This window comes from Sediminibacillus massiliensis (assembly GCF_900156915.1).
Classification (GTDB): Bacteria; Bacillota; Bacilli; order Bacillales; family Amphibacillaceae; genus Sediminibacillus_A; species Sediminibacillus_A massiliensis.
In genome coordinates, this window is record NZ_LT732535.1 from 471170 (window position 1) to 494723 (window position 23554).

General features: G+C 41.9%; 24 protein-coding genes. 21 read left to right on the top strand and 3 right to left on the bottom strand.

Going from position 1 to position 23554, the window contains the following annotated elements; genetic code table 11:
* The first annotated feature begins 27 nt into the window (after nucleotides 1-27).
* Both CZ434_RS03095 and CZ434_RS03100 read left to right on the top strand, forming a co-directional pair.
* Nucleotides 28-783: a sporulation protein YpjB gene (locus CZ434_RS03095; RefSeq protein WP_077621748.1), complete on the top strand. Its 756-nt coding sequence runs from the start codon at nucleotides 28-30 to the stop codon at nucleotides 781-783.
* Between the two features lie 69 nt (nucleotides 784-852).
* Nucleotides 853-1542, top strand: a complete 690-nt coding sequence (locus tag CZ434_RS03100) for a zinc metallopeptidase (protein ID WP_077621749.1) — start codon at nucleotides 853-855, stop codon at nucleotides 1540-1542.
* Nucleotides 1543-1583: 41 nt separating this feature from the next.
* Here the strand turns inward: CZ434_RS03100 and CZ434_RS03105 are convergent, their stop codons facing one another.
* On the bottom strand, nucleotides 1584-2444 hold the full coding sequence (locus CZ434_RS03105; RefSeq protein WP_077625053.1) for a YitT family protein: 861 nt from the start codon (nucleotides 2442-2444) through the stop codon (nucleotides 1584-1586).
* Between the two features lie 192 nt (nucleotides 2445-2636).
* Between CZ434_RS03105 and CZ434_RS03110 the strand changes: the two genes are divergently transcribed.
* From CZ434_RS03110 to nth, 17 genes are all read left to right on the top strand, one after another.
* Nucleotides 2637-2993 (top strand): nucleotide pyrophosphohydrolase, encoded by a 357-nt coding sequence (locus CZ434_RS03110; RefSeq protein WP_077621750.1) that lies wholly within the window; start codon nucleotides 2637-2639, stop codon nucleotides 2991-2993.
* On the top strand, nucleotides 2986-3786 hold the full coding sequence (dapB, locus tag CZ434_RS03115) for a 4-hydroxy-tetrahydrodipicolinate reductase (protein WP_077621751.1): 801 nt from the start codon (nucleotides 2986-2988) through the stop codon (nucleotides 3784-3786). The genes CZ434_RS03110 and dapB overlap by 8 nt, the downstream gene beginning before the upstream one ends.
* Before the next feature lie 10 nt (nucleotides 3787-3796).
* Nucleotides 3797-4216, top strand: coding sequence for a methylglyoxal synthase (gene mgsA, locus CZ434_RS03120; protein ID WP_077621752.1), 420 nt, complete (start codon nucleotides 3797-3799; stop codon nucleotides 4214-4216).
* Nucleotides 4216-5334, top strand: coding sequence for an N-acetyl-alpha-D-glucosaminyl L-malate synthase BshA (bshA, locus tag CZ434_RS03125; protein ID WP_077621753.1), 1119 nt, complete (start codon nucleotides 4216-4218; stop codon nucleotides 5332-5334). Before mgsA ends, bshA begins: the two co-directional genes overlap by 1 nt.
* Before the next feature lie 14 nt (nucleotides 5335-5348).
* Entirely contained in the window at nucleotides 5349-6542 is a 1194-nt protein-coding gene (locus CZ434_RS03130) for a CCA tRNA nucleotidyltransferase (protein WP_077621754.1), read from the top strand.
* A complete protein-coding gene (locus CZ434_RS03135) occupies nucleotides 6526-7497 on the top strand; it encodes a biotin--[acetyl-CoA-carboxylase] ligase (RefSeq protein WP_342745653.1) in 972 nt (323 codons plus the stop codon). Before CZ434_RS03130 ends, CZ434_RS03135 begins: the two co-directional genes overlap by 17 nt.
* Before the next feature lie 11 nt (nucleotides 7498-7508).
* Nucleotides 7509-8357: a 3-methyl-2-oxobutanoate hydroxymethyltransferase gene (gene panB / locus CZ434_RS03140; protein WP_077621756.1), complete on the top strand. Its 849-nt coding sequence runs from the start codon at nucleotides 7509-7511 to the stop codon at nucleotides 8355-8357.
* Nucleotides 8344-9213 (top strand): pantoate--beta-alanine ligase, encoded by an 870-nt coding sequence (panC, locus tag CZ434_RS03145; RefSeq protein WP_077621757.1) that lies wholly within the window; start codon nucleotides 8344-8346, stop codon nucleotides 9211-9213. Before panB ends, panC begins: the two co-directional genes overlap by 14 nt.
* A gap of 11 nt (nucleotides 9214-9224) precedes the next feature.
* Nucleotides 9225-9608, top strand: coding sequence for an aspartate 1-decarboxylase (gene panD / locus CZ434_RS03150; RefSeq protein WP_077621758.1), 384 nt, complete (start codon nucleotides 9225-9227; stop codon nucleotides 9606-9608).
* Nucleotides 9609-9733: 125 nt separating this feature from the next.
* On the top strand, nucleotides 9734-12529 hold the full coding sequence (dinG, locus tag CZ434_RS03155) for an ATP-dependent DNA helicase DinG (protein WP_077621759.1): 2796 nt from the start codon (nucleotides 9734-9736) through the stop codon (nucleotides 12527-12529).
* A gap of 68 nt (nucleotides 12530-12597) precedes the next feature.
* Entirely contained in the window at nucleotides 12598-13395 is a 798-nt protein-coding gene (locus CZ434_RS03160) for a ComEC/Rec2 family competence protein (RefSeq protein WP_077621760.1), read from the top strand.
* Between the two features lie 315 nt (nucleotides 13396-13710).
* On the top strand, nucleotides 13711-13881 hold the full coding sequence (locus CZ434_RS03165; protein ID WP_077621761.1) for a YpmA family protein: 171 nt from the start codon (nucleotides 13711-13713) through the stop codon (nucleotides 13879-13881).
* Nucleotides 13835-14374, top strand: a complete 540-nt coding sequence (locus tag CZ434_RS03170; RefSeq protein ID WP_143262114.1) for a cell wall elongation regulator TseB-like domain-containing protein — start codon at nucleotides 13835-13837, stop codon at nucleotides 14372-14374. Before CZ434_RS03165 ends, CZ434_RS03170 begins: the two co-directional genes overlap by 47 nt.
* Before the next feature lie 18 nt (nucleotides 14375-14392).
* Nucleotides 14393-15574, top strand: coding sequence for a pyridoxal phosphate-dependent aminotransferase (locus CZ434_RS03175; protein WP_077621763.1), 1182 nt, complete (start codon nucleotides 14393-14395; stop codon nucleotides 15572-15574).
* Nucleotides 15575-15593: 19 nt separating this feature from the next.
* Nucleotides 15594-16886, top strand: a complete 1293-nt coding sequence (gene asnS, locus CZ434_RS03180; protein WP_077621764.1) for an asparagine--tRNA ligase — start codon at nucleotides 15594-15596, stop codon at nucleotides 16884-16886.
* Nucleotides 16887-16998: 112 nt separating this feature from the next.
* Nucleotides 16999-17700, top strand: coding sequence for a DnaD domain-containing protein (locus tag CZ434_RS03185; protein ID WP_077621765.1), 702 nt, complete (start codon nucleotides 16999-17001; stop codon nucleotides 17698-17700).
* Between the two features lie 14 nt (nucleotides 17701-17714).
* Nucleotides 17715-18380, top strand: coding sequence for an endonuclease III (gene nth / locus CZ434_RS03190; protein ID WP_077621766.1), 666 nt, complete (start codon nucleotides 17715-17717; stop codon nucleotides 18378-18380).
* Between the two features lie 72 nt (nucleotides 18381-18452).
* Here the strand turns inward: nth and CZ434_RS03195 are convergent, their stop codons facing one another.
* Complete coding sequence (locus CZ434_RS03195; protein WP_077621767.1) at nucleotides 18453-21197, bottom strand: transglycosylase domain-containing protein; 2745 nt, start codon at nucleotides 21195-21197, stop codon at nucleotides 18453-18455.
* 18 nt (nucleotides 21198-21215) lie between these two features.
* Entirely contained in the window at nucleotides 21216-21800 is a 585-nt protein-coding gene (recU, locus tag CZ434_RS03200; protein WP_077621768.1) for a Holliday junction resolvase RecU, read from the bottom strand.
* A gap of 130 nt (nucleotides 21801-21930) precedes the next feature.
* Between recU and CZ434_RS03205 the strand changes: the two genes are divergently transcribed.
* Together CZ434_RS03205 and CZ434_RS03210 are read left to right on the top strand one after the other, a co-directional pair.
* Complete coding sequence (locus tag CZ434_RS03205) at nucleotides 21931-22884, top strand: DUF2515 family protein (protein WP_077621769.1); 954 nt, start codon at nucleotides 21931-21933, stop codon at nucleotides 22882-22884.
* Nucleotides 22885-23203: 319 nt separating this feature from the next.
* Nucleotides 23204-23527, top strand: a complete 324-nt coding sequence (locus CZ434_RS03210) for a hypothetical protein (protein ID WP_077621770.1) — start codon at nucleotides 23204-23206, stop codon at nucleotides 23525-23527.
* Nucleotides 23528-23554 lie beyond the last annotated feature (27 nt).

The window sequence follows — 23554 nt, forward strand, 5'->3', positions numbered from 1 at the left end:
AGTGAATAGTAAGGAGAGGGGATTTCTATGAAAAAAACAGGGCTTTTATTGTTGATGTCACTCATAATACTTATATGGAATCTGTTTTCGAATACGGAAGTTGCCGCCCATCATTCCGATATATATTCTACCGTTCATCAATTCACACGGCTTGTACAGGAAGGCAGACATGAAGATGCCTCCAGACTTTTAGATGAACATCGTGCTGAATTGGAAAAGTTCATAGAAGAGCATTCGCCATGGGACAAGAGTGAGAAATTGAAAGAGTTGGTAGACAGTACTATTTTAACTGTAGAAAATCGGGAGAAGCAGAATAGAGAAAAATACTCCCAAGCATTGAAGCTGTTACTAGTAATGGATACACTGCAAGACGATGACAAGGCATTGCTTTCTTCATGGACAAGTGATCTTCGCTCCGAAATCGCCTCTTTACAGGAAGACGGAAATTTGACAACAGAAGACATGGCCAAAGCAGCTGAGTATTGGGAAGTGATAGCACCGGCTCTTGAGCTTTCCATTCCCCAGTCTGATTTCGAAGCACTTTCTTCTGCTGTTTCAGCAGGGGAGTTGGCTATTGATCCAGAAGAGGAGAATTTGGCTTCGGTAACCGGGCAACTGCATGATCTGAATTTTAAACAAGAAGACAATATAAAGAAGAGCATTACCTTGCTGATCATGGTGGTTTTAGTCGGAGGAGTTATTATTACAACTTTGTCGTATGTAGGTTTTAAAAAATACAAAGGTGAGAAAGATAAAGTAGGGAATAGAAGTGAAAACAGTTGACTATTTCCGGCTTTTTGACTAAAATTGACCTTAAGTAAGATAGATTTTTCACACTATGGAGGAATGGAAATGTTCTCATCTTTAGGCGGCTATTTAATCTATATCGCCCTATTGCTGATTGTCCCGCTTTGGGCACAATCAAAAGTGAAAAGCACATACAAAAAGTATTCAAAGGTTGCTACTTCGTCGTATATGACAGGACAACAGGTGGCAAGAAAGATATTGGATGACAATGGCTTATTTGATGTCAGAATCGAAGAAACCAGAGGAGTACTGTCAGACCATTATGATCCAAGAAAGAAAGTGGTCAGATTATCGAGCGACAATTACCATGGACATTCCATGGTAGCATCAGCAATTGCTGCTCATGAAGTAGGCCACGCTATACAGGATGCTGAATCATATGCGTTTCTACGCTTCAGGCATACATTGTTCCCGCTTGCAAATCTCGGTTCAAACCTATCGTTCATTCTTATTCTGGCTGGTGCCTTAATGGGATTGATGAATCTCGTTTTAGTAGGGATTGTATTTATGTCTTTTGCGGTGCTGTTCCAACTTGTTACGCTGCCGGTGGAATTCAACGCTTCCAATCGGGCGATGGGACAATTGGTGTCCAGCGGAATCATCCGTAACAACGAAGAGCGCCAGACAAAAAAAGTCTTGAACGCTGCTGCTTTGACTTACGTAGCTGCCGCACTGGTAGCCGTTGCCGAATTGATCCGCTTTGTATTAATGTTTCTAGGACCGAGCGAAGAGTAAATAAAAAGCCGATTCCCGAATTATTGGGGAACCGGCTTTTTTTAATCGTTTAGCGGTTTTTTGTTCTCGTCCAGTGTGAACCCTTCTCCTACTACGTCATGCACCGAGGTCACCGCCACAAACGCATGGGGGTCAACTTCGTGGATGATGTTTTTCAATCGGACGATTTCGTTCCTGGCCACAACACAGTAAAGCACATCTCGTTTCTCACCTGTATAATGACCCTTGCCTTGTAATACGGTAACACCCCTGTCCATTTTCTCCATGATTCTATTAGATATTTCTGTACTGGAGTTGGAGATAATAGTCGCCCCTCTTGCTGCATATGCGCCTTCCTGGATAAAATCAATTACACGGGCTGCTACATAGACAGCTACAAGTGTGTACATGCCTTCCACCAATTCAAGGTAAGTCAAAATGGAAGTGGCGATGACCAAACCGTCAAATAGAAACATTGTTTTACCCATGCTCCATCCTGCATATTTATATACAATTCTTGCGATGATATCGACACCGCCTGTCGTCCCACCATAGCGGAAAATGATACCTAGCCCTATACCGATCGATACTCCTGCAAACAACGCCACCAGAGTCATATCCGATTGAAGATAAAGCTGGTACTGATTGTTTTGAAAGACACTTAAAAACAGAGACACTGCCAATGTGCCGATAACTGTATAAAGAAAGGTGTTCCTGCTTAAAAACTTCCATCCTACGATAAAAGCGGGAATATTTAGCAAGATGTTCGTTACAGCCGGATCCCACCCCCATAAAAAGTACATCAACAGAGTAATACCGGTGAATCCGCCTTCGCCCAGTTCATTCTGCATATTAAAATGGACGATCCCAAAAGAAAAAATAGCTGCCCCAAGCAGGATAAATAGTATATTTTTCAATTTCAAACCCCAAAATGCCACATTCTCACCTCTACGATATAATTTGAAAAATTAAAAGAGCAGTCTGACTTTGTTGCGCTGGATGAATCATTTGTCAAAATTTCTCCTTTTAGCTAACATGATAAGTGATAAAATTATATGAAGGCAACTTTTTCTGACTTTTGCCTGATTTGAAGCAATACATAAAGGAGTTCAGTCATGAATAATCTGAAGAACTATACCACCAAGGAAATGGAACAAAGGGTTGACCGTTATATTTCCCAATTTAAAGAAGGTTATTTTTCACCGCTCAGCCTGATGGCCAGGTTGACGGAAGAAGCGGGCGAACTGGCAAGAGAAGTCAACCACCGGTATGGTGAAAAACCAAAAAAACCGAGTGAAGATGATAGTACAATGGAAGAGGAACTCGGCGATTTGTTGTTTGTGATGATTTGTTTTGCCAACTCTTTGAATATCAGCCTTTCTGATGCTTTCGAGCTGGCAATGAATAAAATTGAAACCAGAGACAAGAATCGTTGGACAAGAATTGAGGGAAAGGAAGTAGAAGATGAATAAAATAAAAATTATCGTCGCAGGTCCCCGTGGTAAAATGGGCAGTGAAGCCCTCAGAATGATAAGCAAAGAAGAAGGCTTGGAACTTGCTGCATGTGTTGACAGAAAAAATGGAGGAAAACAAGTTAAAGATGTAGAAGGATTGCCCCAGTTCGATGCATACATATATGAAGATTTAGAAGAATGTTTTCAATCGGTTGAAGCCGACGTCCTTGTGGATTTGACTACTCCTGAAGTCGGCTATAAGCACACGAAGTTAGCATTGGAATACGGTTTGCGCCCTGTAGTTGGTACGACGGGATTCACAGAGGAGCAGTTGGCAGAGCTCACCGATTTGGCAGAAAGGAAAGAACTGGGAGTCGTTATTGCTCCTAATTTTGCATTAGGGGCTGTACTGATGATGCAATTTTCCAAATGGGCGGCAAAATACTTCCCTGACGTGGAAATAATCGAACGCCACCATGATAATAAACTGGATGCGCCATCCGGTACTGCGGTGAAAACAGCCCAGTTGATAAAAGAAGCTAGAGAGAGTAAAAAACAAGGCCATCCCGATGAAAAAGAAACCATTGAAGGTGCCAGGGGAGCAGATTTTGATGGAATGAAAATTCACAGTGTGAGGCTTCCCGGTCTTGTGGCACATCAGGAAGTAGTGTTTGGGGGCTCTGGTCAAAATTTGACTATCAAGCATGATTCCTTTCACAGAGAATCATTTATGTCGGGAGTTAAGCTGGCAGTCGAGCATGTCATAAAACTTGATATGCTGGTGTATGGACTCGAAAATTTACTGGATTGAGGGGATAAAAGTGAATATAGCTTTAATCGCGCATGATAAAAAGAAAGCGGACATGATCAGTTTTACAATTGCTTATACCCATATTCTCAAGCATCATCGCCTGTTTGCTACCGGTACGACGGGGAAAAAGGTAGCAGAATCAACGAAAATGGACGTCCACCGTTTCCAATCTGGCCCCTTGGGAGGAGACCAACAAATCGGAGCCATGATTGCGGAAAATGACATGGATGTGGTGATTTTCTTCCGTGACCCGTTGACGGCACAGCCGCACGAACCTGATGTAAGTGCTCTTATGCGCTTGTGTGATGTGTATCAAATTCCGCTGGCCACGAATCTTGGCGCTGCTGAAATTGTGATCCGCGCATTGGAGCACGGAGATTTCCAATGGAGAGAGATTGTACAGAAAAAAAAGGAACAAGGAAATAAATGATGAAAAAAATCGGAATAACTTGTTATCCTTCAGTTGGAGGATCAGGTATTATAGCAACCGAATTAGGAAAATTACTGGCAAAGAGAGGTCATGAAATCCATTTTATCACTTCCAGCCTTCCGTTTCGTTTGAATAGTGTTCGCTCGAATATTTATTTCCATGAAGTGGAGGTAAATCATTATCCGGTCTTTAAATACCCTCCGTATGATTTATCACTGGCCAGTAAAATGGCAGAAGTAATCGACCGGGAGAAGTTAGATATCCTGCATGTTCATTATGCGATGCCCCATGCGATATGTGCTATTCTTGCAAGAGACATGGCAGACCATGATGTCAAAATCGTCACTACCTTGCATGGAACCGATATTACCGTACTCGGAATCGACAGAAGCTTAAAGAAAATGATCAAGCATGGCATAGACTTGTCTGATTCGGTAACGGCGGTTTCGAACAGCCTTGTAGACCAAACAAAAGAGATGCTGGGTGTGGAAAGAAAAATCGAGGTAGTCCATAATTTTATCGATGAAAATGAATACTACTATCGTTCCAGTAATGATTTGAAAAGGCAGTATGGTATAAAGGAAGAAGAAAAGGTCATTGTTCATATATCCAACTTCCGGAAAGTGAAACGAGTACAGGATGTCATTCATGCTTTCGAAAAAATTTGCGGCCAAATGCCGGCCAAGTTGTTGCTGGTCGGAGACGGGCCCGAACTGTCTGAAATGTATAAGCTGGTTGAAAGTGCAGGACTTAGTGACAATGTTTTATTTCTCGGAAGACAAATAAACGTTGCTGATATATTGTCTATATCGGATTTGAAGTTGTTATTGTCCGAAAAAGAAAGTTTTGGGTTAGTACTGCTTGAAGCGATGGCCTGCGGCGTTCCTTGTATTGGTACAAATATAGGTGGAATTCCCGAAGTCATCGAAAATGGATACAATGGTTACATTGCAGAACTCGGTGATGTCGATCAAGTTTCCAATATGGCATTGGATATATTGACCAATGGGGAATTATGGAAGCGTATGTCTCAAAACAGCATTTATACAGTTAAAGAAAGATTCAACTCAGACAAAATTATCTCCGAATATGAAAAAATATATGACAATTTAATGTAGACAGGTGATTCAGAATGGTTCCGGACTCTTTCTCTTCAGCAGAAAAAATATTGGAAAAGCTTGAAATGAACGGCTACAAGGCTTACTTTGTCGGCGGGGCAGTACGTGATTTGCTGCTCGGCAGAAAAGTCGGCGACATCGATATTACAACCTCGGCCAGGCCGGAGGAGGTTCAAGCATTATTCCACAAAGTCATTCCTGTCGGTATCGAACATGGTACTGTTATTGTAAGGATGGATGGCGAATCTTTTGAAACGACGACATTCCGTGTAGAAGCTGGTTACTCTGATTTCCGTCATCCTGACCGCGTCGGTTATGTCGATAATATCGAAGAAGATCTGTCTAGACGTGATTTCACCATCAATGCAATGGCGATGGACCGAAGAGGAAACATAATAGACCCATTCCGTGGCAGGGATGATATCGAGTCTGGATTGATTCAGACGGTGGGGCAACCTGTCGAGAGATTCCAAGAAGATCCGCTGAGGATGATGAGGGCAGTAAGGTTCTGCAGCCAGCTTGGTTTTTCCATAGAACAAACCACACTGCATGCTTTGCAGGCACAAGCCCCATTATTGAAAAATATTGCCGTTGAACGGATAGCGGTAGAATTGGAAAAAATGTTTCAAGGTTCAAATGTCAGAGAGGGTGCCGGTTTGTTGAAACAATCCGGACTGACTGAATACTTTCCTGTTTTCAGCAACAATCAATCATTCATTAATCAGCTCGCAGAAACTGCTGTGCCTTTGTCTTCTTTCCGGGAGATGCTTTGTTTCTTTGTTGAGGTACTGCCTGCCGTACCTGTTGATGATTGGGTAAAAGAATGGAAACTTTCCAATCGGGTGGGCAGGGAGGCAAAGCTTTTATCAACTCTCCTTCGCCAAAGCCGTCGCCATGGAATTGGACCTTGGCTTGTCTATCAGCTTCCTGGAGAAATGATTCCTGGTTTTGCAAGCCTTTATTCTTTGTTGGTGGGTTCCATAACTGAAAGAGAATTGCGTCGACTTAAGGAAGGTCTGCCTATTAAAGACAGAAAGCAGCTGTCCATTAATGGAAATGATTTGGTGGATATGTACCCTGAAAGGAAGAAGGGGGCATGGATCAAAGAATGTCTGGACACTATCGAAAGGTATGTTGTCACGGGGGAAATATCCAACAACAAGCAAGATATAAAGGAGTGGATAAGGAATCATGACCACACGAAATAAATTAATCGAGATTCTTTCAAAAAACAGAGATGGTCATATATCCGGGCAGGAACTTTCCCTCCAACTGGATATTTCCCGGACTGCTGTGTGGAAACATATGAAAGAGCTCGAGAAAGACGGGTACGGGATAGAAGCAGTGCCGCGAAAGGGATATCGGATTACCGACTTTCCCGACAAACTATCAGCAAATACCGTCCAATGGGGGCTTAAGACAAATAAAATCGGCAGGAGAGTCATACATAAAAAAGAAGTACTGTCGACCCAGATCATAGGCCATCAGCTTGCCGCCGAAGGAGCTCCGGAAGGAACCGTGGTTATCGCGGATGAGCAAACAGCAGGCAAAGGCCGGATGAACCGAAAATGGCATTCGGCTAAAGGTGAAGGTATTTGGATGAGCATTGTTCTCAGGCCCGGGATAATGCCTCACATTGCTCCACAAATCACTTTGATGACAGCGACAGTTCTCGCCAATGCAATTCAAGAAGTGACTGGATTGAATCCGCAAATTAAATGGCCTAACGACATCATGATTAACGGGAGAAAGACAGCGGGAATACTTACAGAAATGCAGGCTGAACAAGACCAGGTCCAGTACATCGTGCTCGGAATCGGTATGAATGTTAATCAATTGGAAACAGCCATGCCTGCGGAATTGCATAAAAAAGCGACATCGTTAAGACAAGAAACAGGACAGCTATGGAACTTGAATACACTCATTCAAACCATCCTTTCAAATTTCGAGTCGGCATATGACCATTTTCTTCAATATGGATTTAGCGATACCAAGCAAAAATGGGAAAGTCTTGCATATAAAATGGGTGAAATCGTAACGATCAATACTCCTGGCAGACAGTGGAAAGCAGAATTAGTTGGTCTGGCTGCGAACGGGGCAGTACAAGTAAGGACAGCTGATAATAAAGTAGAAACGTTGTATTCAGCAGAAATTCAATGGTAAGGGGAATTGAAATGAAAACCATAGTGCATTTTCAAGAAATGAAACGGTCCGGTGAAAAAATTTCCATGGTTACTGCTTACGACTACCCATCAGCGAAGCTGGTTCAGCAAGCGGGTATCGATATGATTTTGGTAGGTGATTCGCTAGGGATGGTTGTGTTGGGATATCCGTCGACGATCCAGGTCACTGTAGAAGACATGATCCATCACGGCAAAGCGGTGACAAGAGCGGCAAATGATACATTTGTGGTTGTTGACATGCCCTTCATGTCATACCATGTCTCATTGGAGGTTTCTCTCCAAAATGCTGCCAGGATATATCAGGAAACAAGTGCCCAGGCGTTAAAATTGGAAGGAGCTGCAACAGACACCCTCAAATTGATCGAAAAGTTGACCAGTGGTGGTATCCCTGTTATAGGCCACTTAGGATTGACCCCTCAATCTGTCAACGTGCTAGGCGGGTATAAAGTTCAAGGAAAGAACAGTGAAACCGCCCAGCAACTAATTACGGAAGCTAAAGCCCTGGAAAAGGCAGGTGCCGTGTCCTTGGTTTTGGAATGTGTTCCGAAAGAATTGGCAGCCCTTATTACAAATACAATTGACATTCCTACCATTGGTATAGGTGCCGGCAATAGTTGCAGCGGCCAGGTTCTTGTTTACCATGACATTTTGAAATATGGAGTGGAAAGACTTCCTAAGTTTGTTAAAGAGTACTTTGATGCTAATACAGAGATGGTTCTTGCATTGGCAACATATCACCAGGATGTCAAAACTGCGACTTTCCCGGAAGACAGACATTCTTATTCCATGAATACAGAATTACTGCCAGAGACAGGTGGGTTTGATGATGGAGATAGTTAGATCTGTAGCCAATCTTCAGCAATATACCTGTGAGTTTAGGGAAAAGGGATGTAAAATCGGTTTTGTGCCGACGATGGGTTTTCTTCATGAAGGGCATCAACGGTTGATGCAACAGGCTAGAGCAGAAAATGATATCGTTATTGCAAGCATATTCGTCAATCCTCTACAATTTGGTGCCAACGAAGACTATGAAACATATCCCCGAAATGAAAATCAGGATGTTTCTGTGTCAAAAAGCGAAAAAGTGGACATATTGTTTATCCCTACCGTGGCGGAGATGTACCCGGAAGAACCGTCTATTACGATGCAAGTAACGAAACGGACAGAAGCTTTATGTGGAAAGTCAAGGCCAGGACACTTTGATGGTGTGGTGACGGTGCTTTCAAAACTGTTCCATATTGTCAATCCGCACAATGTTTATTTCGGAAAGAAAGATGCACAGCAAGTCGCAGTAGTCGATGCGTTGGTGAAGGATTTGAACTTCCCTGTGACAATCGTTCCGGTAGATACGGTTAGAGAAAATGATGGGCTCGCAAAAAGCAGCCGGAATGTGAATCTAACCAAGGAAGAGAGAGAAGAGGCTAAATTTTTGTATAAAGCCTTGAGAGTGGGGCATCAATCCATAATTGACGGAGAAAAAAATCCTATTACTATTGTTAAAGAAGTGAAAGCATTTATAAAGCAGCACACCCGTGGTAAAATAGACTATGTTGAATTGCTTGATTACCCGGAATTGACCTCTATCGATGAAATCAGCGGCCAGGTGATTTTGGCAGTTGCTGTCTTTTTCGACAAGGTTAGGTTGATTGACAATATGATTATCCAGTTGGACAACAACTCCGGTATGGAATTGTAGGAGGAGAAGAGATGCTTCGACACATGATGAAAGCGAAAATTCATCGTGCCCGTGTAACAGAGGCTAATTTGAATTATGTTGGAAGTGTAACGATTGACCAAGATATAATAGAAAAAGTCGGGATCCTTCCAAATGAGAAAGTGCAAATTGTGAACAACAACAATGGCGAAAGACTCGAAACATATGTTATACCAGGAAAAAGGGGAAGCGGTGTTATATGTCTTAACGGTGCTGCAGCCAGACTTGTTCAGCCTGGCGATATCGTCATAATTGTTTCTTATGCAATGTTAACAGAAGATGAGCTGGCCGCTTACTCGCCCAAAATCGCCATCATGGATACAGATAACAACATCGTAGAATTAATAGAAGAAGAACCACCATTAACCTTCTTGTAAGAAAGTAAATGAATAGTGACGGGCATCGGCCCGGATATTTATGAAAACTCTTATCAAAGCAGGTATTGATAAGAGTTTTCCTTGTCTTTATGAAATCAACCACTCTACTATCAGGAGGTGGATATATGAGAAAATATGTCGTAGTCGATTTAGAAACAACCGGGCACACACCTTCAAAAGGAGACAAAATCATCGAGATCGGTATAGTGGTGATAGAAAATGAACAAGTCGTGGAGGAATTTTCATCATTTGTCAATCCGAACACCCCTATTCCTTCATTTATCACAAATCTTACTGGGATAACGGATGCAAATGTGGCGGATGCTCCTCATTTCGAAGATATTGCCAATGAGGTCATTGGATTGTTTGCTGATGCTTACATAGTAGCTCATAATGTACCGTTTGATTTGGGCTTTTTAAATTATGAAATACAGGCAGCCGGATTAACGCCATTAAAACAGCCGGTTATCGATACAGTTGAATTGTCGAGGATCATGTTGCCTCAGGCACCGGGGTTCAAGCTAGGTCAGCTGTCCGATTACTTGGATTTACAGCATACTGACCCACACAGGGCATTGTCAGATGCCACTGTAACATCAAAACTGCTTATTCATTTACTCGAAAAGATAAGGAATCTTCCATATGAAACCTTATATCAATTACAAGAATTGGAAGGCACGCTAAAGAGTGATTTATACTTTGTGTTGGATTATTATATGGAAGAATTGTCTTTCACTTCCCCAGTAAGGGATGATTTGGAAGTATTTCGTGGAATTGCCTTGAAGAAAAAAGAAAAAGTCCCCATGGAAGATTCTTTTAAGCTTCCTTCTTTCGGCGACTTTGTTGAAGAAATTTACAGGCCGGATGGCAAAATAGCTTCACAAATGGAGAATTATGAACCGAGATCAGGGCAGGCAGAGATGTCCGAAGCGATATATGACGCTTTCCAATCTTCCCAGCATGCTCTTTTGGAGGCAGAAACGGGGACAGGAAAATCGCTGGCTTATCTTATTCCCGCGCTTTACGAATCGGTGAAAACGGGTCAGAGAATTCTAATCAGCACTCACTTAACCCAACTACAGTCACAACTGCTTGAGAAAGAGATACCAGTACTGAGAAAAGTTCTCGATTTCCCGTTCCATGTAGCACTAATTAAGGGAAAACAACATTACTTAAGTTTAAGCAAGTATGAAAAAGAACTATTTTCCGATCAGCCGGATAATTATGACATCACGTTGACCAAGGCAATCATATTGGTCTGGTTGACTGAAACGGTGACGGGTGATATAGATGAGATCCAACTTCCTTCAAGCGGGAAAAGTTTCTTCCGCAAGGTGTCAACGGACTCAGAAGAGTATATCGATCCTAAGTCCCCATGGTTCAGCAGGTCCTTTTACCAATATGTGCGCTATCATACACAAAAAGCAAACCTAGTGATAACGAACCATTCCTTGTTGTGTGCAGATATAAATAGCGAACACACCCTGCTGCCTTCCTACAACAAGGTGATTATAGATGAAGCGCACCATTTGGAAGGTACAGCCGCGAAGCATTTCGGTTTGAAGCTCGATTATGTTTCGATTCAATATTTACTGAATAGCATTGGTTCTTCCAGTCCCCAGGATTGGTACGGAGGGATGATTGCCAGATTTGGGCCTTTACAAGAACAGTCGGACACAATTTGGGATCAATTGTGGCAACAGTGCAAGGAGGAAACGGATGATTTGTTCCGTTTTATATTTGATTATGTAATTGAAAAGAGCCGCAAGAACATCGCAGTAAATGATATAGGGCGGTACCAATACCGGCTGGATTCAGCGAGTGAACCTTCTGCCAAATGGAATACAGTCAAAGAAATGACCACAAGGCTCACTTTTTTTCTCAGGGATTTGATCCATTTGTTGGAAATGCAAAAAACTCAGCTGAAGAAAAACGAGATGGCGACAAGTGATGATTTGGATGGGATACAAAATAATATCGATAAGTTACAAGCATTGATGGATGATTTAGAGAGCATGTTTCTTTTTGACGAAGAGTCCATGGTTAAATGGGTGGAAATCGAAGCTTTTGGCGCCAAGAATGCTGTTTACTTGTACTGTGAACCTGTAGATGTTGCGAAAATACTGGCTGACAACTTGTTTGATGGAAAGGAAAGTGTCATCCTGACCAGTGCAACTCTTACCATGAAAAATTCATTCAAGTATATACGGGAACGGCTTGGCTTGAAAGAAGAGGAAGTGATCGAAAAAAGAATCATTTCTCCTTATCGATATGACCAACAAGTACAATTGATGGTACCGAGTGATTTTCCTGATATGAAGAAGTCCGGACAAGAAGAATTTATTATGGCGACGAGCGAGGCCATTTTATCGCTGGCCGAAATAACTGAAGGAAGAATGCTTGTATTGTTTACTTCCTATGACATGTTAAAGAAAACTTACAACATATTGAGAGAGTTTTCCGAAATAAACGATTACATGCTCATAGCCCAAGGGATTTCCAGTGGCAGCAGGGCCAGGCTGAAGAAAAATTTTCAAGCTTTCGACAAAGCAATTCTGTTGGGCACGAGTTCTTTCTGGGAAGGCGTGGACATTCCAGGAAGTGATTTGTCTAGTTTAATAATTGTCCGGCTTCCTTTCCAACCACCAGATCATCCGGTCTTCGAGGCAAAATCACAGCGTCTTCAGAAAACAGGAAAAAATCCATTCATGGAAATGGCCCTTCCTCACGCGGTGATAAGGTTTAAGCAGGGATTTGGACGTTTGATCAGGTCAAGTACCGACAGAGGGATAGTCTTTATCTGTGATGATCGTATTGTAAAAGCGAGATATGGACGCTATTTTACTGATTCTCTTCCAAAAGTCCCAATTACTTATGATACAACCAGTAAATTGATGAAAAAAGCAGACGATTGGATATGATACCTTTGGCATTTTTACATATCCTAGTTAGTGTAGGTAACTAGGATATGTAGGATGGGTGAGAATACATGAAGTATGTGATCGGCTGTTTACTGGCTTGGTCTGTGATGTTTGGGGCCTCTGTCCCGTCTGTGTCCGGAGAAACTGTCGTGGACTTGAACGAGAAAGAAATTTACCTTGCTTTTTTTGACTTGCCGGATGGAGAAGCAACCCTTATAAAAGGTTTGGATGAAACAATTCTTATTAATACCGGTCCGTCAAGAAGTGAAGAAGCACTGTTGGAAGATTTGAACGATTTAAACATAACAAGTATTAATTCGTTGATTTTAACCAAGCAATCAGCTGATTATTGTCAAAATGCAGAAAGGTTGATTGACAAATATAAAATAAAGGCAGTCATTCATTCCGGCGGATTAAGTAAGACATGCGAAAAGCAAGTCAGCAGCGTACCAAAGGAAGTCTGGGCAGAAGGAAAAGAGTACAGTTATCCAAATGGTGTATGTTTCAAAGTACTGAAAACCGACAAAACTGGCGAAATGTCCATGGAAATCCTTTTCGGCAACAATACCCTTTTGTATTTAAGCAACAGCGGAATTGAGGATGAAGACGAACTGCTTCAGTACAACCCTGATCCGCAAATGGTGAAAATCGGCGACTATGCACGGGGTAAATCACCGAGTTCCTTCATGCTTGACCGGATTGATCCTCACTTGGCAATTATTTTCAATAGTGAGAAGGGAAATCCCAATGAAGGTCTGATTGAAAGGCTGAATGAATCATGGATCGATGTCTATCAATTGGAACAGGTAGGGACGACAATCATCCGCTTGAACGAAAAGGATTATGAAGTGTTGAAAATGACTTAAAAAAATTGTGCGCCTGAATGGCGCACAATTAAAATTAGTATGGGTTAGAAAATTTTTAGTTGAAAATTACAGAAACATCACCTTTTACATACTGCTGGCTGTTATAATTATATGGGTGTTTGTTTTCTTGTTTTCAACTTTACTTATAGTGTTTGACAAAAGAAAAATGATATAAGTAACAAATATTGATAATCCGGCAAACATCTGCAATTTTCCACATAAACTGCCTTCATGCTTCAACTTGCAATTTAAATAAGTTATGATAATAGAAGCTGGTTCATCCGGCGGTGACAAATGTTATCGGAGGTGGTTTCTATGGATAAGAAAATCGAAACGTTGTCGACAGTTAAGATTAAGCATTCAGATGACTTATACAAGATCGTGGACAGCTTAAATAGAACTCTGAAGGAAGATGATTTAATGTTCGGGTTGGCATTGGATGATGAAGATGATGGAAAAGCAGTATTTACCATTTACCGTACCTGATTGGCTGAAATGGCTATCGGCAGCGATTCTGGTGATGCTGATTGTGCTTATAGGGTACACGTTTTATTTTATAAGCGGCATACAAAAAGAGAAAGAGTCCGGTTATCCGGAAGCGGCTGAAAGGGCTGTAGAGGAAACAAACATAAGTGAAGTTTCGGATGTCTCCCGTTACCACGGCGATACTTTGTATCACGTCATTTCAGGACAAACGGAAGACGGAAGCGATGCTATTGTCTATGTTCCTGAAGGGGAAGACACATCCATCCAATTTTTTCTGGAAGACAATTTGATACCTGTCGACCAGCTATTGTCCGAATGGCGCGGTGCTTGCAATAGTTGTGAGCTGATCGACTCGGTTTTGGCGATCGACGGAGAAGAACCATTGTTGGAAATCAAATACATAGATAAAAACAATCGTTTTGTCTTGGAATATTATTCCCTTTCAGATGGCGAAAGTTATGAGCGTTTTCGTTTAAATCGTTCAATAAAATAGGAAGGTGATGAATTTAAAATGGATCTTGCAAACAGGGTGAAAACTTTGACTCCATCTTCAACACTGGCGATTACAGCAAAGGCGAAAGCATTGAAGCAGGAAGGACATGATGTTATTGGGCTGGGAGCCGGAGAGCCCGATTTCAATACACCGAAACATATTTTGGATGGAGCCGCCGCTGCAATGAACGAAGGATTTACCAAATATACGCCGTCCGGCGGCATAGTGGATTTGAAAAAAGCTATTGTCAGCAAGCTGCAACAAGATCAAAATCTTGATTATAAAGAGAACGAAGTCATCGTCACGAATGGTGCCAAACACGCACTGTTCACTTTGTTCCAAGTTTTGTTGAATCCGGGTGATGAAGTAGTAGTACCAGCTCCATACTGGGTCAGTTATCCAGAGCAAATTAAATTGGCGCAGGGAAATCCTGTTATCATAGAGGCGAAAGAGGAAAATGAGTTTAAGATAACACCCGGGCAGCTGGAAGAAGCAATCAATGAGAAGACTAAGGCAGTCATCCTGAATTCTCCAAGTAATCCTACAGGTGTAATGTACACGAAAGAGGAACTGGAAGATTTAGGTGAAGTTTGTCTGAAAAATGACATCTTTATTGTTTCGGATGAAATTTATGAAAAATTGATTTATACAGATTTGAACCATGTATCCATAGCAGAGATTTCAGAAGAGCTAAAGCGAAAAACGATTATTATAAACGGGGTTTCCAAGTCCCATTCCATGACAGGTTGGCGAATCGGTTATGCTGTGGGTGACAATACAATTATAAAAGCCATGACCGATTTGGCTTCCCATTCAACTTCGAATCCTACTTCAATTGCACAGTATGCTGCTCTTGCTGCCTATCGTTCATCCCAGGACCAGGTGGAAGAAATGCGGAAGGCCTTTAAGGATCGCCTGGAAAAATTATACGAATGGATAGTGGATATTCCTGGAATTGAATGCGTAAAACCAAAAGGTGCATTCTATTTATTTCCAAATGTGAAAAAAGCAGTCGAAAACAATGGATTCGATAGTGTCGATCAATGGGTTGAAGCCCTTTTGGAGGAAGAAAAGGTCGCATTGGTACCAGGTTCGGGCTTTGGTGCTCCAGAGAACGTCCGGCTATCGTATGCCATTTCACTGGAACAGCTTGAAGAAGCTGCAAACCGTATAAAAAGGTTCGTTTTAAAACATCAATAAGGGTATCGGAGGTATTATTTTGAAAACGACTATTTCACAAGTTTCAAAACACGAAGGAAAAGAAGTTACCATTGGCGCCTGGCTGGCTAACAAACGTTCCAGTGGTAAAATCGCTTTTTTACAGCTAAGAGACGGAACAGGATTCATTCAAGGAGTAGTTGTGAAAGCGGAAGTTCCGGAAGAAACATTCCAATCCGCCAAAAACCTTACACAAGAAACATCACTATATGTTACAGGTACTGTGGTCGAAGACACTCGCTCGCCTTTTGGGTATGAGCTTCAAGTGAAAGAGATCGAAGTAATTAGCGAATCGGTGGATTATCCGATTACTCCCAAAGAACACGGCACAGAGTTTTTGATGGATAACCGTCATCTCTGGTTAAGATCGAAGAAGCAGCATGCAGTCATGAAAATCCGTAACGAAATCATCCGGTCTACTTACAGCTTTTTTCATGAAAATGACTACGTAAAAATCGATCCGCCTATCTTGACCGGCTCATCTGCAGAAGGTACGACAGAGCTGTTCCATACGAAATACTTCGACGAGGAAGCTTATTTGTCACAAAGCGGACAGCTGTACATGGAAGCAGCAGCAATGGCTTTCGGAAAAGTTTTCTCTTTTGGCCCGACCTTCCGTGCTGAAAAATCCAAAACCCGGAGACATCTGATTGAATTTTGGATGATAGAGCCGGAGATGGCCTTCATGAACCATGAAGAAAGTTTGGAAGTACAGGAACAGTATGTCAGTTATATTGCAGAAAATGTACGGAACAATTGTGCACTCGAGTTAAAAACACTTGATCGGGATATTACGAAGCTGGAGAAAATCCAAGCGCCTTTTCCTCGCATTACGTATGATGAAGCAATACAACTTCTTAAAGAAAAAGGATTCGATGATATAGAATGGGGTGAAGACTTCGGTGCACCCCATGAGACTGCTATAGCTGAAAGCTTTGATAAACCTGTGTTTATCACCCATTATCCTGCGGACATTAAAGCATTTTATATGAAACCGGATCCCAAGCGGACTGAAGTAGTATTATGTGCGGACTTGATTGCTCCGGAAGGATATGGAGAAGTAATCGGGGGATCACAAAGAATCGATGACCTCGAATTGATGGAACAAAGGTACCAGGAGCATAATTTGACCGGTGACGCCTATCAATGGTATCTTGAGTTGCGAAAATACGGAAGTGTTCCACATTCCGGTTTTGGATTAGGACTCGAACGGACTGTTGCTTGGTTTTCCGGTGTCGAGCATGTAAGAGAAACCATTCCATTCCCTAGATTGCTCAACCGACTGTATCCATGATAAACACTTCACTTGATTTAATCCCTTGCCACTGTATATGGTGACAAGGGATTATTATGTCAATCATGAAACCAGGTTCAATGTGCAATAATAAGGTAGAGGTGACACAACCATGTCAAGTAACAGGAACTATCAGTCATTATTTAAAGACCAATTGGTGATCCCGTCGCTTATACTGCAGAAATATCATGCTATCGGATTAACGGAATCAGAGGTTATGGTCATTTTACATATTCACCGATTTCAAATGAATGGAAACTACTTTCCTACACCGGTTGAGATAGCTCAGTTCACCACTCTCTCGGATCAGGAGTGTTCGAGCATACTGAGAAAGCTGATACAGAAAAATTTATTATTGATCGAACAAGAAGAAAACGACCGTCAAATTCTTAACGAGTGTTATTCACTTGAACCCCTTTGGGAGAGCCTTTATAATGATACGGGTCAATCCAGACAAGGCAACGAACAGCAAAAAGCCGAACAACAAACGAACATTTTCATCTTGTTTGAACAAGAATTCGGTCGGCCGTTATCCCCATTCGAAATTGAGACGGTCAATATATGGATTGACCAAGATAACCAAGAGCCGTCTTTAATCAAGGCTGCATTGCGCGAAGCTGTGCTAATGGGGAAACTGAACTTCAGATATATTGACAGGATATTGGGTGAGTGGAAGAAGAAAGGGATTAAATCTGTAGAACAAGCAAGAAAACAGAGTAAGGCTTTCCACGTAAACCAAAACAATCAGCAGGCCCAGGCGGAACGGTCAAACAGGGATGTTTCGCTGTATTATAATTGGCTTGAAGAGGATTGAGAGGGGAAAAAGAAATGTTGAACAAAACACAGGTTCGTCGCTGCCTCGATGTCATGGCTGAAATGTTTCCCGAAGCAGAATGCGAACTGACTCACGACAATCCATTTGAATTGGTGATTGCTGTAGTGCTATCTGCACAGTGTACAGATGCACTTGTCAATAAAGTTACAAAAGACTTATTTAAGAAGTATAAAAGTCCTGAAGACTACCTTTCCGTACCTCTTGAAGAATTACAAGAGGATATTCGGTCCATCGGTTTATATAGAAACAAGGCTAAAAACATCCGGAAACTATGTCAAATGCTATTGGATGAGTATGAAGGCGAAGTTCCTTCTACAAGGGATGAATTGGTAAAATTGGCGGGAGTAGGGAGAAAAACAGCAAATGTAGTGGCGTCGGTAGCATTTAATGAGCCGGCCATTGCCGTGGACACCCATGTAGAAAGAGTCTCGAAACGGCTTGCCATCTGCCGCTGGAAAGACTCGGTGCTGGAAGTGGAAAATACTTTGATGCGGAAAGTTCCGAAGGAGGAGTGGAGCCAAACACACCACCGTATGATTTTCTTTGGAAGATACCATTGCAAAGCAAAAAACCCAAACTGCGATGAATGTGATTTGCTGGATATCTGCCGAGAAGGGCAGAAACGAATGAAAGTAAGGGAGAAAAACATCGACCTTTAAATCGAGAAAAAAGGAGAAAAGGACAGCTGCCGTTATATTGGCAGCTGTCCTTTTCTTTATGTCATCGGTTATTCAGCTAACGTATTTCCATACCTCTGACCAAGCAGAAGCGTGTAGACTTCTGGATGCTTCGCTGTTTTCGTTGTTCTGTTCGTCGTTACCTGTTTCGGGCTCTTCTGCAGGTGGGGAATCCTCGTTAGTTTCCCCCTCATTATCGTTTGATTCCTGATTGTCTGCCTCATTATCCGAAGAGCCTTCACCATTTTCGTTATTTGCTCCCCCTTCATTATTACCGTTGTTGCCATTACCATTACCATTACCGTTTCCTTCGTTATTGCCGGGATTTCCATTGTTGTTTCCTTGTCCATTATCGTCGTTACCATTTTGATTATCCTGATCGTTTTCACCGTCTTGGTCTTGCGGAGCATCTTCTTGGTTTTCTTCGTCTTGTTGTTGATCTTCTTCTTGTTCATCTGCATTATCTTCCGGTTGTTCCTCTTCTTCTTCCTCTTCACCTGGAACTTCGACCTGAACGGAGACTGCTTCACTCGAGTCATTATCACTGATGGCTTTGACGGAAATTGTATAAGTCGTACCTGGATCGACGCTGCTTATTTCGATACTTTTATCATCGGTTGTCGATAAATTGTTGAGTGACCCACCGGTCCCGGCACTTATCTCGAAAGCAACATCTTCATCACCTTCGTAATTCCATGTTGCTTCTATCGAATTCGATTCTTCATTATAAGAAGCGGAAAGACCGCTGACAGGATCGAGCCGGTCGAATCTTTGCGAAGTCTTAGATGGTTCATGGCCTTTTACAAACAATTCTGTAACGATGCTAGATTGCGGTGTATATTCACTAGGCAGTCTGGCAGGATTTGAACCTTTTTCGACTGCTACTTCGACGACAGAATCTGGTTTTTCGAAATCGGCAGTTTCTTTCCCTTGAGATATTTTAGCCATCGTTTCCCGGAAAATGTCCTGACCGACTTGAGTATATCCAGACGGAATAGTGGTGGAACTCTGATCATATCCGGTCCACACAGCGATTGTATAATCAGTGGTGTAACCACTGAACCAGGCGTTGTTTGCACCATCTCCGCCAGCTACGTTTGTCGTACCTGTTTTCCCCGCAACTGGAAGGCCAGGGACATTTGCACGGGTTCCAGTTCCTTCAGTAACGACACTTTTTAACATGTCTGTGATCATATATGCCGTATATTCGTGCATTGCAGGTTCGGATTCTGGTTCAAGTTCGACCGTCCGGCCGTCACTATAGACTACTTTTGTAACAGAGTAAGGTTCTGTATATATTCCTTTATTACCGAATGCACTGTAAGCTCCAGCCATCTGAAGGGATGTAACACCTGTTTCGGTTCCTCCGATTGCATCACGGATTGTCATTCTGTCATCCGCGAACTCAATTCCAAGCCCCTCGGCGAACGGCTGTGCGACATCGTAACCTATTTCTTCGAGTGTCTTGGCTGCAGGTACGTTGAGCGATTGTTCCAATGCATAACGCATACTGACCCAGCCTTGGAAAGTTCTGTTCCAATTCCGGATAGCACTGTCACCTACTTGATATGGAGCATCATCATTGATTTGATGATATGTCGACCACTGATTATGCTCGATCGCCGGTCCATAAACGGTAATCGGCTTGATAGTAGATCCTGGCTGTCGGCCGTTGCCATCGATCGCATAATTCCATCCGCCTTTGGAATCATCAAATTTTCGGCCTCCTCCAATCGCCCTGATTGCTCCACTTGAAGTGTCGAGAACAGAGACGCCTGCCTGGAATTCATTGTCGGGATATTGGATTGGATTATCATCGCTGTTGCTTAACAAGAATTCTACTTGTTCTTGGGCAGCTGGATCTAGTGTTGTATGGACTTCCAATCCGTCACTATAAATATCTGCATCAAGTTTTTCTTTAACCTCTTTTTGCACTTGCTGCAAGAAAGCTTCATATGGAGAAGAGTCCGGCCGGGAATCGGAGTCAACAAGCATGGATTCGACCTTGACTTGCCGTGTCTCTTCCGCTTCTTCTTCGGTTATTTTGTTATGTTGTACCATCAAACTCAATACCGTATTCATTCTTTCTTGTGCAAGGTCAGGATTTTTGGTTGGATCATAGGCACTTGGCCGTTGAGGCAACCCAGCCAATAAGGCCGCTTCGGGTAAAGTCAACTCACTTAAATCTTCTTTGCCGAAATAAAAATCGGCTGCTTCGGCTACTCCATATACATTTCCATAGTAGATCCTGTTTAAATACATTTCCAGTATCTCTTCTTTCGAATACTGGCTATCTAAACGAAGGGCAAGCCATTGTTCCTGTACTTTTCTTTCTAGTGTTTTTTCGGGTGACAGGAAAGATCCTTTAATCACCTGCTGTGTAATCGTACTTGCTCCTTCAGCACCGAATCCGCTTCTGAAGTTTGCCAAGACAGCAGCACCAATTCTTCTGAAATCAATTCCTATGTGGCTGAAGAATCTTGAATCTTCCGTCGCTGTCACAGCATCTATTAAAATAGGCGGGAGGTCATCGTACTCGATTTTTGTTCTTTTTTGATCCCCGAGGTTTGCAAATTCTTCTCCGTCTTTTGTGAGTACCTTTGTAGAAGCTGGTACTGATAGTTTGTCTGCGTCAAGTTTCGGAGCTGTTACAATATAATATGTGAATAGTCCGCCTATACCTAATCCAATCAATAAAATGATGATGCCGATTATTTTAAAGGCATTTTTCCATAATGGTTTCTTCTTTTTCTTAAGCTGTTTTCGTCTTGCTGTTCGAGATTGGCTGTTTTCTGCCATAACTCATCTTCCTCCGTTCTAAAAATAAAGCTGGTCCACTGCTTGCAAGTAATCTACCCTTGCCTGGTACTTGAAGGGGATTATGATACCAGCCTGTTTGATTTCTTCATATGAAATGGATTTTTTCCCCCCATTATATTGACTTTCCCAGAACTGAAAAAGTTTCACTCCCGGAAAAAGAAATGTTTTATTATATACACTGAATCTGACAATCAGAAAACTGATCCCGCCATGTTCGATCACTTCTTTCATGTGATCAATCTGATGTTGATGTACATTTGAGAGGGGAAAGGACGTCTTATTTTTTGTCTGTTTAGCCTCGAAATCAATGTACTTACTGCGATAGACTCCATTGTAGTCTGTAGTGGAAGCCTGTTTGAAATAGGCCTCCTTAATCACTGCTGCACTTCTTTTTGGGTAATCCACTTTTACGATTTGTACGGGAGTCGGTTTCTTGTGGATCACTGCTTTCCTTGTAGAAAGATAAAATTCATTGGTTTCATTGATGTCATCCTCCAGGCTCATCCCACGGTTGGCAAAGGCAGGACTGGGGGAGTTGGCATTTCCACGCAAAGAAGCCTTCTTTCCGTTTGGATAATTCATTATCATACCTCCTGTGCATGACAGTATCATACCAAAAAAAGAAGATTTATGAGAGTTATATTTAAAAAAAATTATGACATTTCCTTTATACTGCATGATTCTTGCACACAATAAACCTGAGGTGAAGCAAATGCAGCAGACAAGGACAACTCTAATAAATTATATCAAAACTGTAACAGAACTAGCGAACACCGACAATATTTCCAGGACGAAAGCATACCTGCAATTTTTCCTGGCATTTCCAGAAATAAAATGGTCTTTCCTGGCGAGCATGGTATCCAGAAATGCTGGTTGGAATATCACGGATCTTAAAACGCCCCTGTTTAGTGAGTTCCTTCCAGAACATATAAGGTGGCAGTTGTTTTCCACTTATGAAAGAGCAAATTGGCTGATATTTTCCGACGCCTTCCCGCAATTGGTTACCTATCAACTTTCAAAGGACCATAAAAGGCCATTGTTCGACTTACTGCCATCTTTCAATGTATCCAGCTATATGGTCAGTGAATGGATGGCTTTTTGGGAAAAAGGTGTGGAAAATAGATTAATGAATGCATTGATCATCAATGAGCAGAATGTCATACAACAGCCTGTCATTAAGAATCGATATTATCGTAAACATGTTTTTTTCAATTTCCCTTATATTCTTCAAGATTTTTTGCATTTGAATGCTGTCCTTCTGCCAACCATTGATGGAGAGTTGGTCGGGACATGTGTTCATGATTTTTCTTCTCTTGATAAGCGGATCCAGTTGGGAAACAAACTTGCATTCAAACTTTTCAAATCCGGCTTCTATGAGAAAGTCATCGATTTTGCAATGAAAACCGAGCATACAGGTTCAAGAAGGGATTACGAACAGTTTTTGCATGGAAATGACGGCATTACACCAGGTCCTTGTTTACGACTGGTTTATCCTGTTATCAGCCACCGTGATATTATTCGGAATGATTGGTACTTAAAAGGGGGTATAAAGAAAAAGTGGCTGAGGATAAAGGAAACAGGGGACAACGATGTTACCGCTGAAAGCTTCTACCGGAAACGGGCTTTGCTGCAATCATTGTCCAAATTGAAAAGAGAATGGTTGTAAAAAAAGGGCTGTCTCAGAGATGACAACCCTTTGTCTATTGTCCGGATTAGACAGAAGGTCTGTCCGGTCCTTCCAGTTTTTTATCACCGTAACCTCTTTTTTTCTCTGTTTGTTGACTTTTCATCGGTTTGCTTTCCCTTGCTTTAGGTTTTTCACTCATGGTTATCCCTCCTTTTCTTTTAGTTTTAGACAGTGTCCGGTAAAAAATACGACCAGGCACTATTTTTGTATGTTTTTTTCTAGTTTTGTCAGCCTGGAAGGGGAAGAAGAAAAAAAGCAGAATACTTTCTTTAATATCCGAAAAAAAGGAGAGGTATAAATGAAAACTGCACATAAGGAAGTAGTCAAAAGACCCGGAGTTTCCAAGAAGGAATTTGAAAGAGCTTATGTGGAGCTTTCTGACCGTTTGCGCATTATTGACCAGAGACTTTCTACAAAAGCGGATGACATCGTATTGACGATGACACTTGCCCATAGAAATGAGATAGATGAGCTTCAAACAGAGGTCATCAAACTGAGGGAAGAGTTAAATAAGGTTAAACCAAAACCAATAGATACGGGACAATTCTCCTTTAAATCACAGAAGCGTTCTCCCTCTGTTTTCAGAAATCTTTTCAAAAGAATGCAAATTGCCCGCAAATAATGATAAAGTAGATGTGAAAGGCGGGAA